General features: G+C 69.1%; 16 protein-coding genes. 2 read left to right on the top strand and 14 right to left on the bottom strand.

From position 1 onward, the window contains the following. Nucleotides 1-24: 24 nt before the first annotated feature. The 6 genes from J7I98_RS15120 to J7I98_RS15095 form a co-directional block, all read right to left on the bottom strand. On the bottom strand, nucleotides 25-399 hold the full coding sequence (locus J7I98_RS15120) for an ectoine synthase (RefSeq protein WP_214921201.1): 375 nt from the start codon (nucleotides 397-399) through the stop codon (nucleotides 25-27). Between the two features lie 65 nt (nucleotides 400-464). Then, complete coding sequence (locus tag J7I98_RS15115; RefSeq protein WP_214921200.1) at nucleotides 465-743, bottom strand: acyl carrier protein; 279 nt, start codon at nucleotides 741-743, stop codon at nucleotides 465-467. Next, nucleotides 740-2263, bottom strand: coding sequence for an AMP-binding protein (locus J7I98_RS15110; RefSeq protein WP_214921199.1), 1524 nt, complete (start codon nucleotides 2261-2263; stop codon nucleotides 740-742). Before J7I98_RS15110 ends, J7I98_RS15115 begins: the two co-directional genes overlap by 4 nt. A gap of 232 nt (nucleotides 2264-2495) precedes the next feature. Beyond that, nucleotides 2496-2816 (bottom strand): multidrug efflux SMR transporter, encoded by a 321-nt coding sequence (locus J7I98_RS15105; protein ID WP_069927346.1) that lies wholly within the window; start codon nucleotides 2814-2816, stop codon nucleotides 2496-2498. A 56-nt stretch (nucleotides 2817-2872) separates the two neighbouring features. Beyond that, the gene (locus J7I98_RS15100; protein WP_214921198.1) at nucleotides 2873-3556 is read right to left on the bottom strand and encodes a DsbA family protein; all 684 of its coding nucleotides are present in this window, start codon (nucleotides 3554-3556) and stop codon (nucleotides 2873-2875) included. Nucleotides 3557-3590: 34 nt separating this feature from the next. Then, on the bottom strand, nucleotides 3591-3986 hold the full coding sequence (locus J7I98_RS15095) for a multidrug efflux SMR transporter (protein ID WP_251020650.1): 396 nt from the start codon (nucleotides 3984-3986) through the stop codon (nucleotides 3591-3593). 103 nt (nucleotides 3987-4089) lie between these two features. Between J7I98_RS15095 and J7I98_RS15090 the strand changes: the two genes are divergently transcribed. After that, nucleotides 4090-4449 carry a transcriptional regulator gene (locus J7I98_RS15090; protein WP_214921197.1) on the top strand — a complete coding sequence of 120 codons (360 nt, stop codon included), beginning with the start codon at nucleotides 4090-4092 and terminating at the stop codon, nucleotides 4447-4449. Nucleotides 4450-4548: 99 nt separating this feature from the next. Here J7I98_RS15090 and J7I98_RS15085 read toward each other — a convergent pair whose 3' ends face one another. Beyond that, entirely contained in the window at nucleotides 4549-5745 is a 1197-nt protein-coding gene (locus J7I98_RS15085) for a glutathionylspermidine synthase family protein (RefSeq protein ID WP_214921196.1), read from the bottom strand. A gap of 23 nt (nucleotides 5746-5768) precedes the next feature. After that, nucleotides 5769-6050 carry a hypothetical protein gene (locus J7I98_RS15080; protein WP_214921195.1) on the bottom strand — a complete coding sequence of 94 codons (282 nt, stop codon included), beginning with the start codon at nucleotides 6048-6050 and terminating at the stop codon, nucleotides 5769-5771. 128 nt (nucleotides 6051-6178) lie between these two features. Between J7I98_RS15080 and J7I98_RS15075 the strand changes: the two genes are divergently transcribed. Further along, a complete protein-coding gene (locus J7I98_RS15075; RefSeq protein WP_214921311.1) occupies nucleotides 6179-7057 on the top strand; it encodes a DMT family transporter in 879 nt (292 codons plus the stop codon). Nucleotides 7058-7209: 152 nt separating this feature from the next. On the opposite strand, the gene J7I98_RS15070 is transcribed toward J7I98_RS15075, so the two are convergent. The 6 genes from J7I98_RS15070 to J7I98_RS15045 form a co-directional block, all read right to left on the bottom strand. Continuing rightward, on the bottom strand, nucleotides 7210-7665 hold the full coding sequence (locus tag J7I98_RS15070; RefSeq protein WP_214921194.1) for a DUF3592 domain-containing protein: 456 nt from the start codon (nucleotides 7663-7665) through the stop codon (nucleotides 7210-7212). 83 nt (nucleotides 7666-7748) lie between these two features. After that, entirely contained in the window at nucleotides 7749-8714 is a 966-nt protein-coding gene (locus J7I98_RS15065) for an ABC transporter substrate-binding protein (protein WP_374225125.1), read from the bottom strand. 51 nt (nucleotides 8715-8765) lie between these two features. Continuing rightward, nucleotides 8766-10778, bottom strand: a complete 2013-nt coding sequence (locus J7I98_RS15060) for a proline/glycine betaine ABC transporter permease (protein WP_214921192.1) — start codon at nucleotides 10776-10778, stop codon at nucleotides 8766-8768. Next, entirely contained in the window at nucleotides 10775-11875 is a 1101-nt protein-coding gene (locus J7I98_RS15055; protein WP_214921191.1) for a glycine betaine/L-proline ABC transporter ATP-binding protein, read from the bottom strand. Before J7I98_RS15055 ends, J7I98_RS15060 begins: the two co-directional genes overlap by 4 nt. Further along, entirely contained in the window at nucleotides 11875-13407 is a 1533-nt protein-coding gene (locus J7I98_RS15050) for a GMC family oxidoreductase (RefSeq protein ID WP_214921190.1), read from the bottom strand. Before J7I98_RS15050 ends, J7I98_RS15055 begins: the two co-directional genes overlap by 1 nt. Before the next feature lie 105 nt (nucleotides 13408-13512). Next, complete coding sequence (locus J7I98_RS15045; protein WP_214921189.1) at nucleotides 13513-15015, bottom strand: aldehyde dehydrogenase family protein; 1503 nt, start codon at nucleotides 15013-15015, stop codon at nucleotides 13513-13515. Nucleotides 15016-15193 lie beyond the last annotated feature (178 nt).

Genomic DNA, 15193 nt, shown 5'->3' with positions numbered 1-15193 from the left:
GAAACGGTGTGGACAAGAACCGGCTCAGTAGCGTGAGTAGCCGTCCGCGCTGAGCGAGTGGACCTCGTCGCCGCGCAGGGCGGGGGCGAAGGCGCACACGAGGCGGAAGTCCTCGTTCTCCGAGGCGATCAGCAGATGCGCGTCGTGCTCGTCGAGGGCGTACATCATTCCCTCCGATATCTCGATGCGCTCGCCCGCGACCGTCTCCACCGCACCGCTGCCGGAGATGCAGTAACAGGCCTCCAGGTGCTGCTGGTACTGGAGCTTGGAGACGGTGCCCTTGAAGACGACGGTGTCCGTGAGGGAGTACCCCATGCCGTCGGCCTCGGTCAGGAAGCGCCGGCTCAGGCCGTTGCCCCACTCCACGTGCTTGACGTCTGTCAGACCGCGAATGATCATTTCTGTTCTCTCCTCAACGGATCTCTGTCGATGGGTGATTCGGAAAAAGAGGGGTGCGTGACGGCTCAGAGAGCCGCGACGGGGGCCTTCGCCTCGGTGACGAAGCGGTCGATGGCCTCGACGGAGCGGAAGTTCTCGGCGGCGATCGGGATGTCGTCCAGGGGAAGCTCGAAGGTCTCCGAGACCCAGGAGATGACCCGTATCAGGCCCAGGCTGTCGATCACGCCGTTGTCCACCAGGTCGTAGTCCGCGGCCAGTTCGGAGGCGTCGACGTCCGGCAGGAACTGGCTGGTGACGAACTCGGTGATCTGGTCAGTCGTGGTGCTGGTGCTTCTGCTGCTCATGCTGCGTTCCTCTCGATCTGGTTCTTCTTGATGAGGTTGCGGTCGGGCTTCCCGGTCGGCGTGCGCGGCAGCGGTACGTCGCCGACGACGATCGATCCGGGGATGGCCGGGCGCGGGAGCGCCGCGGCACAGTGGGTGCGCAGCGACAGGCCGCCGAGCTTGGAGCCCTCCCGGCGCTGCACCAGGGCGTGCAGTTTCACGCCGGCCAGCTCGTCGGGGAGGGCGACCACGGCCGCCTCCCGGACGTCCGGGTGCTGGAGGATGACCTGCTCGACCTCCTGCATGTTGGTCCGCACACCGCGGACCTTCACGTGGAAGTCGTTACGGCCCTCCAGGACGTACGTACCGTCCCGGCGGCGGGTGACCATGTCGCCGGTGCGGTAATAGGCACCGAGGTGGGCGCCGTCCGGGTGCGGCACGAACACGCCCTCGTTGCGGGCGGTTTCGAGGTACCCGGAAGTCTGGAACGGCGTGGCGACCAGCAGTTCGCCGGTGCCCTCGCCGGGGATGATCCGTCCGTCCTCGTCGAGCAGCAGGGCGTCGACACCGGGGAGCGGGCGGCCGATCGGGATCTTCTCGTCCGGGGAGAGCCGTTCGACGTCGACCGTGTGGATCAGACTGTCGTTGGTCTCCGTGCAGCCGAAGAGGTTGTGGAAGCGGGCGGCGGGGAAGAGCGACGCGAGCCGGGTGAGCAGGGCGTACGGCATCGCGTCGCCGGTGAAGACGACATGCCGCGCCTGCTTGAAGACCAGACCGCCAACCTGTGCAGCCTCGGCCGCCTCCGCCAGCAGGCGGAAGAACATCGGCACGGCCTGGACGAGTTCGGGCCCCTCCTGCTCGAAGAGGCCGAGCAGATACGCCGGATCGGTGGCCCGGTCCTGGTCGACGAGGACGACCTTGCCGCCGGCCGCGAGGGTGGACCAGATGTCCAGCAGCGACAGGTCGAAGTTCAGGGGGGCGTAACTGAGGACCGCGCTGCCCGCCGCCACGGCGAACTGTTCGGCGCCCCAGTCGAGGAAGTTGTCCACGGCCGTACCGAGCAGCGGGACGATCTTCGGGGTGCCGGTCGAGCCCGAGGTGGTGAGGAACAGCGATGCCTGGGCGGTCGGCGGCAGTACGAACCCTTCGGCGCCCGGGGGCCCTGTCACCTCCCGTGCCTCCACCGTGGCACGGTCGCCGCCGTCGGCGTCGTACGAAACCGTCAGGATGTGGGAGCAGGAGGCCTGCCGCCCAAGGGTCTGCAGGACGTCCTCGCCGAGCTCCGGCGAGGGCAGCAGGATCTGCCGCTGCTCCATCAGAAGGGCGATGACCAGGGCGATCGCGCCGGGTGACTTCTTGGCGGAGACGGCGAGCGGCCGCCCGGCCGGGAGGCCGAGGTCCGCGAGCTGCTTACGCAGGTTCTCTGCCGTACTCAGAAGGTCCCGGTAGCTGACACGCTCCTCGCGGAAGACGAGGGCGGTCCCGTGCGGTCGCAGTGCCGCCTGGTCGGTGAGGTGGTCCAGGAATCCGTGGGAAGGCATGGTCTCCTCGCAATCGCTTTCGCAGAGGGGGGTGGGAACCCCGGCCGCCGGGCGGGGGATCGGTACTGGCGGCCGGGGTTCCGTCTTGGGTTTCGGCGCCGCGGTGCGGGCACGGGGCGCCGGAGTGGCGGGAGCGCGGTGGAGGCGCGGTGGGGGCGCGCGGTGACACTCCCGGCCGGGAGGCTCTGCTCGGGGAGGAGCACCAGCCGGAGCACCGGCCGGAGCCGGCCGGTCAGATGCCCGAGGCCAGCTTGAGGCCGATGATTCCGCCGACGATCGACGCGAAGCACAGGACCTTCTCCTTGGTGATCTTCTCCTTGAAGATCACCGAGCCGAGGAGGACGGTGCCGACGGAGCCGATGCCGGTCCAGATCGCGTAGCCGACGCCGACGTCCAGCGTCCTGAGCGAAAGGCTCAGGGTGAAGATGCCGCCGGCGGCGGCCAGCAGGGTGAAGACCGAGGGCCACAGGCGGGTGAAGCCCTTGGTGGCGTTGGTGCCGAGGGCGAAGGCGACCTCGAAGACGGAGGCGATGAGCAGCCAGATCCAGGCCATGACGTGGTTCTCCTTGGTGATGTGGGTTCTTGGGGGGGGTGCGGCGCGGCGGGCCTTCAGGCCACGGGGAGCGGTACTGCTGCGGGGTGTTCTGCCGCAGGCTGTTGTTCTGTCGCAGGGTGTTCTGCTGCGAGCTGTTCTGCCGCGAGTACCTCGTCGACGACCTTGGTGAGGAAGGAGCGTTGGGGCATGCCCTCGACCTTGGTGCGGCCCTCCCCGATGAAGATGGTGGGCACGGTCTTGATCCCGAGGTCCTCGTGTGCGTGGCGCTGGATCCGCTGGTGTGTCTCGTAGTAGCGGCCGGTCTGCAGGGCGGTGCGGTACTGCCCTGCGTCCAGGCCCAGTCCGGCGGCCAGTTCGGTGAGGACCTCGACATCGCCGATGTCGCGCTCCTCTATGAAGAAGGCCGTCAGGAGTCGTTCGTTGTACTCGGTTCCCTTGCCGTGCTCCAGCGCGAACTGGTAGCCCTCGAAGGCAAGCCGGCTGTACGGCTGCGGTGACACGTCCGGCAGGACGATCGGCGATTCCATGCGGGCCGCCATCGGGTAGACCACGCTTTTCCAGATGGTCTGGAGGTAGTCGCCCTCGACCAGCAGGGTCGGCGTCGGTTCCGGCCGCAGCTCGTACGGATGCCAGGTGATCTCCACGTCCTTGTCCTCGGTCGCCTGATCCAGGACCTTCTTGGCGAGAAGGCAGAACGGGCAGACGTAGTCGGACCAGATCTCGATCTTCAGAGGCATGTCGGTCACCCGTCGGTCGTCGTGGCGGGCCGCGTCAGCGGACCGGCTCGGGGACCGTCGCCGTCGCTGCGGGGATTGTCGCTTCGGCTTCGGCGGAGCTGCGGTCGACCAGCTTGAGGCCGATGATTCCGCCGAGGATGGCGACGAAGCAGACGACCTTGCCGAGGTTCAGCGACTCGTCGAAGATCACCGTGCCGAGGAGGACGGTGCCGACGGAGCCGATGCCGGTCCAGATCGCGTAGCCGACGCCGACGTCCAGCGTCTTCAGCGCGAGGCTGAGGAAGAAGATGCCGAAGCCGGCTGCGACGGCGGTGAGCAGGGACGGTCCGAGCTTGGTGAAGCCTTCGGTGGCGTTGGTGCCGAGAGCGAAGATCACCTCGAAAACCGAGGCGATGAGCAAGTAGATCCAGGCCATGTCGAGATCCTCCATATTCATTGCTTGCGCAAGCGTTGCTTGTGCACGCAATATTGCCTCGTGAAGGAGAGTGCGTCAACCCGGAAAAGTGAAGACGTCAGGAAGAGGGGGAACCGCCGTGCAGAACACGGGAGTTGGGGGCGCCGGCCGCGAGCTGGCGCACCCGGCGCGGGAGGAGATACGGCTGGAGAGCGTGCTTCAGGCTCTGGCCGATCCGGCACGGCTGCAGGTCGTCTGCGTGCTCGCGGCGCTCGACGAGGGGGGCCTGGTCAGTTGCTCAGCGGCAGCGGCGGAGCTGGGGGTGAGCAAGTCGACGTCGACGCATCACTTCAGGGTGCTGCGGGTGGCGGGCGTGATACGCCAGCGGTACCGGGGGACGGCGAAGATGAACACGCTGCGGTGGGCGGATCTGGAGGCGCGGTTTCCAGGGCTGCTGGGGGCGGTTGTGGGGGCTGCGAGAGGTGGCAGAGTCCGCTAAATAGGGCGCGGTGCGCGGCGGTGCGGTGCGGCGCAAGCGGTGCGCGGCGCAAGCCTGCGGCGCATCCCGCCCGCATCCCGCACCCGCACCGCGCCCCGCCTAAAGAATCACGTGCGGCAAGAAGCGTGCGTATTCGTCCGTCACCAGGCCCGACGACTCGCGGATGCCGAGCCCCGCCGCCTCGTTCTCCACGACCCACGCACCGAGCACCACCCGGTTGCCGTCGAAGTCCGGCAGCGGCGCCAACTCCTGGTAGCAGACCGGGGGTTCGCCGGGGCTCCGAGCCGGAGGAGGCGAGCCCGGCTCGTGGATCGTGACCCCCGCCCCCTCACGCCCGAGCAGCGGCTTCGCGACGTACCCGGGACCGTCCGCCCCCGCCAGCTCGCGCGGCCCGTCCACGTACGCGGCCAGCAGGTTCGGGTGGCCGGGGTAGAGCTCCCAGAGGATCGCGAGCAGCGCCTTGTTGGAGAGCAGCATCTTCCAGGCCGGCTCGATCCAGCACGTAGTGCCCGTACCGCCACCGTTGTCGAGCGTATTGAGGACGTGCGGCCCGAAGCGGTCGGTCGCCAGCCACTCCCACGGGTAGAGCTTGAAGCAGCTGCGGATGAAGCGCAGCTTGGTGTCGACGAAGCGGCCCGAAAGCCGGTCCCAGCCGATCTGTTCGACCGACAGCGCCTCCGTGGCGAGCCCGGCCTGCTGCGCGGTCTCGCGCAGATACGCGACCGTCATCAGGTCCTCGCCCAGCTCGTCGCCCTCCGAGTGGACGAAGTGCACAGGACCGGGCGGCAGCAGCGGAGCCTGCCGCTTCCAGGCGTCGACGAGCCGCTCGTGCAGCGAGTTCCACTGGTCGGCGCCGGGGAAGCGCTCCTCCATCCAGAACCACTGCGGGCTGGCCGCCTCCACCAGGGAGGTGGGCGTATCGGCGTTGTACTCCAGCATCTTGGCCGGGCCGGTGCCGTCGTACCGCAGATCGAACCGGCCGTAGATCGAGGGGAGTTCGGCACGCCGGCGCCAGGACGTGGCGATCCGCGAGACCAGCCTCCGGTCGGTGATGCCGAGGTCGGCGAAGCGGTCGTGCTCGACGATGTGCGCGGCCGCGGCCAGGCACATGGCGTGCAGTTCCTCGACGACGTCCTCCATCGCCTCGACCTCGGGCAGCGAGAACTCGTAGTACGCGCTCTCGTCCCAGTACGGGCGCAGAGAGCCGTCGGGATAGCGGGTCAGCGGATAGATCAGGCCCTGTTCCTCGACGGTCTGCTGCCAGCCGGGGCGCGGTTCGATCGTGTGACGCTTCATCAGTACGTGCCGCCTGCGATCCGTCAGCCGCCGCTGGAGCCGGAGGACCCGAAGCCGCCGGTGTCGACCGCGGACTTGTCGAAGCTGCCGCCCGAGACCCTGCCGTTGCTGACGCTGCCGCCGTAGTAGTACCGACCGCTACTGCTGCTGTCGTCGCACTCGTAGTCCGGCAGCACTTCTTGGGTGATCGCGTCGACGCACCGCTCGTCGGGCTCCGAGCCGCACGCCGTGAGCGTCGCGGCGAGCACCCCCATGCCGCCGAGCAGCACCGTGCCGGACCTCATCTTGCGCCGTGTTACCGCCATGTACTGGCCCCTACCCCGTCGTTCGAACACACTCTCCAGACCGTCCGACAGACTAGAGGGCCCGCTCCCGCCGCCGGAACCCGGTGCACGATCCCTCCCCATCTAAAGTCGCTTTTGTGATCCTTGGGATGATCTGCGCGCTCTCTTCGGCGGTCTGCATCGGTACGGCCTCCGTGCTGCAGGCCACCGCGGCCCGCTCCGTGCAGCCGGGCACCGGCAGCGGCGTCGACCTCGTTCTGCTGATGCGCGCGCTGCGCCAGTGGCGTTACGTCGCCGGTCTCACCCTCGACTTCTTCGGCTTCGTACTCCAGCTCGTCGCCCTGCTCACCGTCCCGATCTACGCCGTCGAGGCGGCCCAGGCCGGCAGCCTCGCGGTCACAGCGGTGATCGCCGCCCGCGTCCTGAAGGTGCCCCTCAATCGCATCGAGTGGAGTGCGGTGGCCGTCGTCTGCGCGGGCCTGGCGGCGCTCGGGTTCTCCTCGGGCGCGGAGGGCGACATCCACACCCCGCCGGCCCTGCCGTACGCCCTGCTCGGCGTCGCGTGCGCCGTGCTGGTCGCGGGCGCGCTGGCGGGCCGCCTCCGCGACCCGGCCCGCTCCCTGCTCCTCGGCTTCGGCGCGGGCACGGGCTTCGGGGTGGTGTCGGTCTCCGTGCGGCTGATCAACGAAGACCCGGCGCCGTCGGCGGTCTTCGCCAATCCGGCCCTGTACGCGCTGCTGCTCGGCGGCGGCACGGCGTTCCTGTTGTTCACCTCGGCGCTCCAGCGCGGCTCGGTGACCACGGCGACCGCGGGCATGGTGATCGGCGAGACGATCGGCCCCGCCCTGGTGGGCGTCGTCTGGCTCGGCGACCGTACGCGCGAGGGCCTGGCATGGCTGGCGATCAGCGGCTTCGCGGTGGCGGTGGCGGGCGCACTGGCCCTGGCACGGTTCGGGGAGGCCCCGGTCGCGGCGGTCCCGGGCGCCGAGCGGGCCGCCACGCCTTCCGCAGATGACGGACGCAAATGACTCAGGTGTGCGGGAACAAGCCGGACTGGTTTATCGTTCATCTTTACGTGAGCGTGGCACCGCCATCCGCACTCACCCATGTACGGCCCCGGTCGGTCCCCCCGTCCGGCCGGGGCCTCTTTTTCTGCTCAGAAACCGCTCAGAAGCAGAACTCAGAAGTCGAAGACCGTCGCGTACGTCAGCGCGAAGAAGACGCAGAACGCCGTCACCACCCCGCAGAACCCCACCACGAACACCGCACCCACCGTGGCCCGCGTCGCACGCTCCGGCGACAGCGCCGTGGCCCGTTCCGGGCGGTCGGCCGGGTAGTGGACGGGAACGATGTCGCCCTCGATGACCGTGCCCGGACCGTCCGTCTCCTCGAAGCGGACGGGGCGGCCGTCTCCGCCGGGGACAGTGAACTCGTACACGTGATGCATCGTCGTGCGGAGGCGGTTGTCGTCGCCGCTCCGGCTCGTCGTTGTGTACGTACGGACGCAGCGCCCCTCCGCGGTGAGCCCGCTGCGCCAGGCCGCTTTCAGCCGCAGCAGCGAGGCGACGGTCTTGCCCGCCATGAAGAGCGCCAGCGCGGCGATGAGCGCGGGTATGGCATAGAACATGAAGTCCATCGGTGGTCCCCCGTGCTGTACGTCGTCGCATGACGAAGGGCCTGTTTACCAGAAACAGGCCCCTCGTCACCGCGCGCCGAAAGCTACTTCTTCGGCATCCAGGCCTTCCATGTCGACTCGTTCGCCTTGACCCACTTCTCGGCCGCGGCCTCGGGCGAGAGCTTCTCGTCCGCGATCATCAGGGCGACCTCGTTCTGCTGCTCGGTCGTCCACTTGAAGTTCTTCAGGAACTCCGCCGCCTTGCCGCCCTTCTTCGCGAAGTCCGCGTTGAAGAACTTCTGGAGCGGCGTGTTCGGGTAGGCGCAGGCGACCTTCTTCGGGTCGTCCGCACAGCCGTCCTTGTACGCCGGCAGCTTGACCTCGACCATGTCGATCTCGGCGTTCAGCCACTGCGGCGTCCACCAGTACGTCAGGAACGGCTTCTTCGCCTTGGCGTACTTCTTCATGGCCGTGATCTGGCTGGCCTCGGAGCCCGAGTAGTTGGTCTTGAGGTTCAGCTTCAGGTTCTTGATGATCGCGTCGTCGTTGGTGACGTAGTCGGGCGAGCCTTCGAGGATCTCGCCCTTGTCACCGCTCTCCGCGGTCTTGAAGTCCTTGGCGTACTTGTTGAGGTTCTTCCAGTCCGTGACGTCCGGGTGCTTGTCGGCGTAGTACTTCGGCACGTACCAGCCGATGTGCCCGGTGACACCGAGGTCGCCGCCCTTGACGACGGTCTTCTTGGTGTCGACGTACTGCTTCTCCTCCTTGGGGTGCCCCCAGTCCTCCATGATCCCGTCGATGTCGCCCTTCGACAGGGCGTCCCACGCGAGGACCTCGCCCATCTGCTGGGTCTTGACGGTGTAGCCGAGCTCCTTCTCCAGGAGGTACGAGGCCACGGCCGTGTTGGCCTGGGCGCCGACCCACGACGGGACCGTCAGCTTCACGGTCTTCTTGCCGCCGGGCTCGTCGCTCTTGCCGGTCTCGGCGGCGCCGCACCCGCTGAGGGCAAGCAGGCCGAGGGCGGCGGCGGAAGCGGTCGCGGTACGGAGTATTCGCGTATTCATGCGCATGGTGAGGGTGTCTCTTTTCTTTGGCGGGGAGTCAGGCAGAGGGGGAGGTGGTCAGCTGTCGTTACGGCCGCGGGAGCGGCCCGCGCCGGGCTGAGTCAGGCGGTCGAGGACGAGGCCGAGGCAGACGATCGCGGCGCCGGCCGTCATGCCGATGCCCATCTCGCCGCGCGAGAGGCCCTTGACCACGTCGTAGCCGAGCGCGCCACCGCCGACGAGGGCGCCGACGACGACCACGGCGAGCACCAGGACCACGCCCTGGTTGACGGCGAGCTGAAGCGCCGGACGGGCCAGCGGCAGCTGCACCTGGAAGAGCTGCTGCCGGGAGCTCGCACCCATCGAACGCGAGGCCTCCAGCGCCGAGGGGTTCACGTCCCTGATGCCCTGGGTGGTGATGCGTACGACCGCGGGCAGCGCGTACACGACGGCCGCGATGATGGCGGACGCGCGCGTGACGCCGAACAGGGCGACCACCGGGATCAGATAGACGAACTGCGGCATGGTCTGCATCGCGTCCAGCACCGGCCGCATCCACCGTTCGAACCGGCCCGCCCGCGCCGCCGCGACACCCAGCGCGAAGCCGAGCGCCAGGGTGACCACGAGCGCCGCTATCACCTGGGACAGCGTGTCGAGGGACTTCGTCCATACGCCGAGTACGCCGATGAGGCCCATTGCGAGTGTCGACGTGAGCGCGGTCGCCCACGTGCCGACCAGCCACGCCAGCGCCGCGACGAGCAGCAGCACGGACCACCAGGGCAGCCAGAGCAGGCCGTCGCGCAGCGGGTTGAGCACCCACAGCGTGAAGGTCTCCGACCAGACTTCGGTGCCGCCGAGAACGGGGACACCGGAGGAGATGTGCTCGGTGATCCAGTCCTGCGCCTTGTTGACGGGCGTGGAGATGTTGTACGTCCAGCTCTCCGGCCAGGTCTGCGAAGCGAGCGCACGCCCGGCGACGGCGGCGGCCGCAGTGACGGCGCCGACCAGGGCCCAGGCTCGCCAGCCGTGCAGCAGCGAGAAGCCTTCGCCCGGCACGGACGTGCCGATGCGCTCGCCCGCCGCAGCAGTCGTACGGTCCAGCCAGACCGCGATCAGCACGATCGGGATGCCCGCCGCGAGCGCCTTGCCGACGTCGACCGTGGAAAGCGCCGAGTAGACCTCTTCGCCGAGACCGCCGGCGCCGACGAGGGCCGCGATGACGACCATCGAGAGAGCCATCATGATCGTCTGGTTGAGGCCGAGCAGCATTTCCTTGCGGGCGAGCGGCAGCCGCGCCGTCCACAGCCGCTGGCGGCCGCTGGCGCCCAGCGAGGCCGAGGCCTCCAGCACACCGGCGTCCGCGCCGCGCAGGCCGAGCGCCGTGAGGCGGGCCATCGGCGGGGCGGCGTAGATGACGGTGCAGAAGAGGGCCGCGGGCGTACCCGTGCCGAAGACCAGCACGAACGGCAGCAGATACGCGAAGGCCGGCATGACCTGCATGGTGTCGAGCACCGGGCGCAGCATCCGGTTGAAGCGGTCGGAGAGACCCGCCGCGAGCCCGAGCAGGATGCCGACCACGGAGGCCAGCCCGACCGCGACCACCATCAGGGCGATGGTGAGCAGCGTCGCGTCCCACATGCCCAGCAGCCCGCACACCGCGAACACGCCGACCGCGATGCCCGCGGTCTTCGCGCCGCGCCGGTCGAGCCCGGCAGCGCGCCAGGCGAAGAGCACCGCCATGACGGCGAAGCCGACCCAGCCGAGCGCGTCGAGGCCGTTGTAGACGGCGTTGACCGCGTCGGTGGCGGTGTTGGAGAGGTGCAGGAGGAAGTAGAGGAAGAGGGGGTGGGTCTCGCGGTTGTCGATGACCCACGCGTTGGCGTCGTCGAGGGGCCCGGAGATGTCCACGGTCAGGCCGGCGGGCCAGCTGCCGCCGCCCCACAGCACGACCCCGAGCGGTACGAGCACGAACGCGGCGACCGCGAGCGGCAGCAGCTTCCGGCCGACCCGGTGGCGTACAAGGGCGGCGAACCGGCCCTTCTCGCTTGCCGTTGCCCGGTCCTTCACGGGCGCGGTGACGGCCGCCGTCATGCGGCGACCGCCTTCGGGTCCGAGGGCCCGATGCCCGCGACGACGGCGAGCAGCCCCTTGTGGTCCACGATGCCGATGCAGCGGCCGTCCTGCATGACGCGGGCGGGCTCGCCGGTGCGGGCGACGGCCTCGATGGCGTCGGAGACAGTGGCGTCGGGGGCGACGGACGCGCCGGTCTCGGCCTCGCCGGCGTCGGCGGGGCGCATGGCCGTGCGTACGGTCATGACCTGCTCGCGCGGTACGTCGCGGACGAAGTCGCGTACGTAGTCGTCGGCGGGCGCTCCGACGATCTCCTCGGGCGTGCCGAGCTGCACGATCCGGCCGTCGCGCATCAGCGCGATCCGGTCGCCGAGCCGCAGCGCCTCGCTGAGGTCGTGGGTGATGAAGACCATCGTGCGGCCCTCTTCGCGGTGCAGGCGGATGACTTCTTCCTGCATGTCACGGCGGATCAGCGGGTCGAGCGCGCTGAACGGCTCGTCGAAGAGCAGCACTTCCGGGTCGACAGCGAGGGCGCGGGCGAGGCCGACGCGCTGCTGCTGGCCGCCGGAGAGCTGACCGGGGCGGCGCTCTTCCATGCCCGCGAGGCCAACCTTCTCGACGACCTCGGCGGCCTTGGCGCGGCGCTCGGACTTGCCCATGCCCTGGATTTCCAGGCCGTAGGCGACGTTGTCGACGACGGAGCGGTGCGGCAGCAGGCCGAAGTGCTGGAAGACCATGGAGGCGCGGTGCCGGCGCAGTTCGCGCAGCCGCGACTTGTCCATGGAGAGAACGTCCTCGCCGTCGATGGCGACGGCGCCGGAGGTGGGCTCGATGAGGCGGGTGAGGCAGCGTACGAGGGTGGACTTGCCGGAGCCCGACAGCCCCATGACGACGAAGACCTCGCCCTTGTGCACGTCGAAGGAGACGTCACGCACGGCGGCGGTGCAGCCGGTGCGGGACCGCAGCTCTTCGGCGGACAGCTCCGCGTACTCCTTGCTGGCCGGTATGCGGTCGGCCTTCGGTCCGAAGACCTTCCACAGATTACGAACGGAGAAGACCGGTTCGGTGGCGGTTGTCTTTTCGGTGGTTGCTTCGGTGGCTTTTTCAGTGGCGGTCATCACGCATCACCTCCCGGTGTAGTGGTTGCGGCAAGCAGTTCGGCGCACTTCTCCCCCACCATCAGGACCCCGATCATCGGGTTCACGGCTGGCATCGTCGGGAAGACGGATGCGTCGGCGATACGGATGCCTTCGAGGCCACGGATTTTCAAGTCCGGTGACACTACGGCAAGTTCGTCGTCGGAAGCGCCCATTCGGCAGGTTCCCGCAGGGTGGTAGACGGTGTGCGCGACCTTGCGGGCGTACTCGCTGATCTCCTCGTCGGTGGTGACGTCGGGACCGGGGCACACCTCGCGCGTCAGCCACTTCGCCAGCGGTTCGGCCTTGGCGATCTCGCGGGCGATGCGGATGCCGTCGACGAGCGTGCGGCCGTCGTAGTCGTCCTCGTCCGTGAAGTAACGGAAGTCCAGCGAGGGCTTGACCGACGGATCGGCGCTGGTCAGGAAGAGACGGCCGCGGCTGCGCGGCTTGGGGATGTTCGGGGTCATCGACACACCGTGCTCGGGGCGCTCGTACCCGAGCCGTTCCGGGTTGTCGGTGAACGGGATTTGGTAGAAATGGAACATCAGGTCGGGGCCCCGGCTCTCGGGGTCCCTTCGTACGAACAGACCCGCGTCGGAGTCCATCGCCGAGTTCTCGGGGATCGGCCCGTCCGTCTCCCAGACGATGACCGACTCGGGGTGGTCGAGCAGGTTCTCGCCGACGCCGGGCAGGTCGAGCACGACGGGAATGCCGAGCGCTTCGAGGTCGGCCTTCGGGCCGATGCCGGAGTGCATCAGCAGCCGCGGGGTGTCCACCGCGCCCGCGCACACCAGCACTTCACGGCTCGCCTCGACGAGGATCTCCGTGCCGTCCTTCGTCCGGACCTGCACGCCGGTCGCCCGGGTGCCGTCCAGCTCCAGCTTGTACGCCCAGGTCTCCAGCATGATGTGGAGGTTCGGCCGGTCGAGGAACGGGTGCAGATACGCGACCGAGGCGGACGAGCGCTTGTTGTTCTCGGGGTGGTACGCGAGGTCGAAGAAGCCGACACCCTCGTGGAAGGGCTTCTTGTTGAAGCCCTCGACGCGCGGCACCCCGAGCGCGTCCTGGGCCGCGTCGACGAAGTCGCGGGCGATGGCGTTCCGGTCCTTCTCGTCGACCGGCACGATGTTGTTGCGGAGCTTGTGGAAGTACGGCCCCATGGCCGCGGCGTCCCACCCCTCGGCCCCGGCCTCCGCCCACTCGTCCCAGTCGGACGGCAGCGGCTGGAAGGCGATGAGGGTGTTGTGCGAGGAGCAGCCGCCCAGGACGCGGGCGCGGCTGTGCCGGATGTGGGAGTTGCCGCGGGGCTGCTCGGTGGTGGGGTAGTCGTAGTCGAGGTCACCGCCGAGCAGGCCCATCCAGCGGCGCAGCGTCAGGACGTCGGGCCGGTCGATGTCCGTGGGGCCGCCCTCGATGACGGCGACACGGACCGACGGGTCCTCGGTGAGACGGGACGCGATCACCGATCCTGCGGTGCCGCCCCCGACGACGACGTAGTCGTATACGGGCATGGGTTGTGCTCCTCTTTCGTGCGGCCACTGGTCCGGGACGAAGCCCCTCACGCGGCGGCAGCCGCAAAATGTCACTGCGGGAAGGGATGGGGTGGGGAAGAACCCTCAGCCCGCGAACCAGCGCACAGGGCGCGGATCCAGGTTCTGGTAGACGTGCTTCGCCTCGCGGTACTCGGCCAGTCCGGACGGCCCGAGCTCACGCCCGACACCCGACTTGCCGAACCCACCCCACTCCGCCTGCGGCAGGTAGGGATGGAAGTCGTTGATCCATACCGTGCCGTGCCGCAGCCGCCCCGCGACCCGCCGCGCACGCCCGGCGTCCGCCGTCCATACGCCGCCCGCCAGGCCGTACTCGGTGTCATTGGCGAGGGCCACGGCCTCGTCCTCGGTGTGGAAGGTCTCCACGGTCAGGACCGGCCCGAAGACCTCTTCCCGTACGACGCGCATCTCGCCGTGGCACAGGTCGAGGACGGTCGGCTCGTAGAAGTACCCGCCCTCGGGCCGTACGTCGGACGGCCCGGGCCGCGCGCCGCCGGCGCGCAGTACGGCGCCCTCCTCCAGCGCGGAGGCGACGTACATCTCGGTCTTCGCCAATTGCTGCGCGGACACGAGCGGTCCGCACTCCACGCCGTCGGCCGTGCCGCGGCCGAGGCGTATCTTCGCGGCCCTGCGGGCGAGTTCGGCGACGAAGCGCTCGCGCACCGACTCCTCGATGATCAGCCGGGAGCCGGCCGAGCAGACCTGGCCGCTGTGGATGAAGGCGGCGTTGAGCGCCTGGTCGACGGCGGTGTCGAAGCCCTCTTCGGTCGCGCAGGCGTCGGCGAAGACGACGTTGGGGTTCTTGCCGCCCAGCTCCAGCGCGACCTTCTTCACGGTCACGGCGGCGGCCTGCATCACCTTCGTGCCGCTGGCGAGGCCGCCGGTGAACGAGACGAGGTCGACGTCGGGGTGCTCGGACATGCGCGCGCCGACGGGGTCGCCCGCGCCGGTCACGAGGTTGGCGACACCGGCGGGAAGGCCCGCTTCGACGAGGAGCTCGACGAGCGCGACGGTCGTCAGGGGGGTGATCTCGCTGGGCTTGAGCACAAAAGTGTTGCCCGCGGCGAGAGCCGGGGCGATCTTCCAGCTGGCCTGGAGCAGCGGATAGTTCCATGGCGCGATGAGCGCACAGACGCCGACCGGCTCGTGCACGACGACGCTGTGGATGTCCGGGGAACCGGCGTCGACGACGCGGCCGCCGCTCTCGTTCATCACGAGGTCGGCGAAGTACCGGAAGGCGTCGGTCACGCAGTCGACGTCGACCCGGCCCTCCTCCAGCGTCTTCCCCGCGTCGCGGCTCTCCAGGAGCGCGATCTCCTCGCGGTCACGCTGGAGGAGCTCACCGACGCGGCGCAGCAGCGCGGCCCGCTCGGCCACCGGGGTACGGGGCCACTCGCCGGTGTCGAAGGCCGTACGGGCAGCCCCCACGGCCGCATCGACATCCGCGGCACCGCCCTCGGCGACAACGGCGAAGGGCTTGGCGTCCGCGGGGTCGATGATCTCGCGCGTGGCGCCGGAAGCGGCTGCTTGCCACTTTCCGCCCACATGGATGGTCTGTTGTGCCGACACGTCGCGTTTTGCCTTCCGTTCCCGTTATGTTCCTCGCCGGTTTGTAACCAGCAGCCTGGAGCCCTCCCCCCGGGGCCGGGAACCATGCGCAATAGGTGTCCGAAAGTGCCCTGTATCACGACCGCGATCGGTCAAAAAGGGTCATTTTGGTGCGAAGAGGCGACGGGTACGACAGAGG

Source organism: Streptomyces sp. ISL-98 (assembly GCF_018614055.1).
Classification (GTDB): domain Bacteria; phylum Actinomycetota; class Actinomycetes; order Streptomycetales; family Streptomycetaceae; genus Streptomyces; species Streptomyces spiramyceticus.
Note: the sequence above shows the minus strand (reverse complement) of the source record. Positions and strands in the feature narration are given on the sequence as shown.

Coding starts and splice junctions, on each gene's coding strand:
- J7I98_RS15085 (WP_214921196.1), bottom strand. CDS start 5,745: ATGAAGCGTCACACGATCGAACCGCGCCCCGGCTGGCAGCAGACCGTC.
- J7I98_RS15050 (WP_214921190.1), bottom strand. CDS start 13,407: ATGCCCGTATACGACTACGTCGTCGTCGGGGGCGGCACCGCAGGATCG.
- J7I98_RS15065 (WP_374225125.1), bottom strand. CDS start 8,714: ATGCGCATGAATACGCGAATACTCCGTACCGCGACCGCTTCCGCCGCC.
- J7I98_RS15095 (WP_251020650.1), bottom strand. CDS start 3,986: ATGGAGGATCTCGACATGGCCTGGATCTACTTGCTCATCGCCTCGGTT.
- J7I98_RS15100 (WP_214921198.1), bottom strand. CDS start 3,556: ATGCCTCTGAAGATCGAGATCTGGTCCGACTACGTCTGCCCGTTCTGC.
- J7I98_RS15055 (WP_214921191.1), bottom strand. CDS start 11,875: ATGACCGCCACTGAAAAAGCCACCGAAGCAACCACCGAAAAGACAACC.
- J7I98_RS15080 (WP_214921195.1), bottom strand. CDS start 6,050: ATGGCGGTAACACGGCGCAAGATGAGGTCCGGCACGGTGCTGCTCGGC.
- J7I98_RS15110 (WP_214921199.1), bottom strand. CDS start 2,263: ATGCCTTCCCACGGATTCCTGGACCACCTCACCGACCAGGCGGCACTG.
- J7I98_RS15115 (WP_214921200.1), bottom strand. CDS start 743: ATGAGCAGCAGAAGCACCAGCACCACGACTGACCAGATCACCGAGTTC.
- J7I98_RS15070 (WP_214921194.1), bottom strand. CDS start 7,665: ATGGACTTCATGTTCTATGCCATACCCGCGCTCATCGCCGCGCTGGCG.
- J7I98_RS15120 (WP_214921201.1), bottom strand. CDS start 399: ATGATCATTCGCGGTCTGACAGACGTCAAGCACGTGGAGTGGGGCAAC.
- J7I98_RS15075 (WP_214921311.1), top strand. CDS start 6,179: ATGATCTGCGCGCTCTCTTCGGCGGTCTGCATCGGTACGGCCTCCGTG.
- J7I98_RS15105 (WP_069927346.1), bottom strand. CDS start 2,816: ATGGCCTGGATCTGGCTGCTCATCGCCTCCGTCTTCGAGGTCGCCTTC.
- J7I98_RS15060 (WP_214921192.1), bottom strand. CDS start 10,778: ATGACGGCGGCCGTCACCGCGCCCGTGAAGGACCGGGCAACGGCAAGC.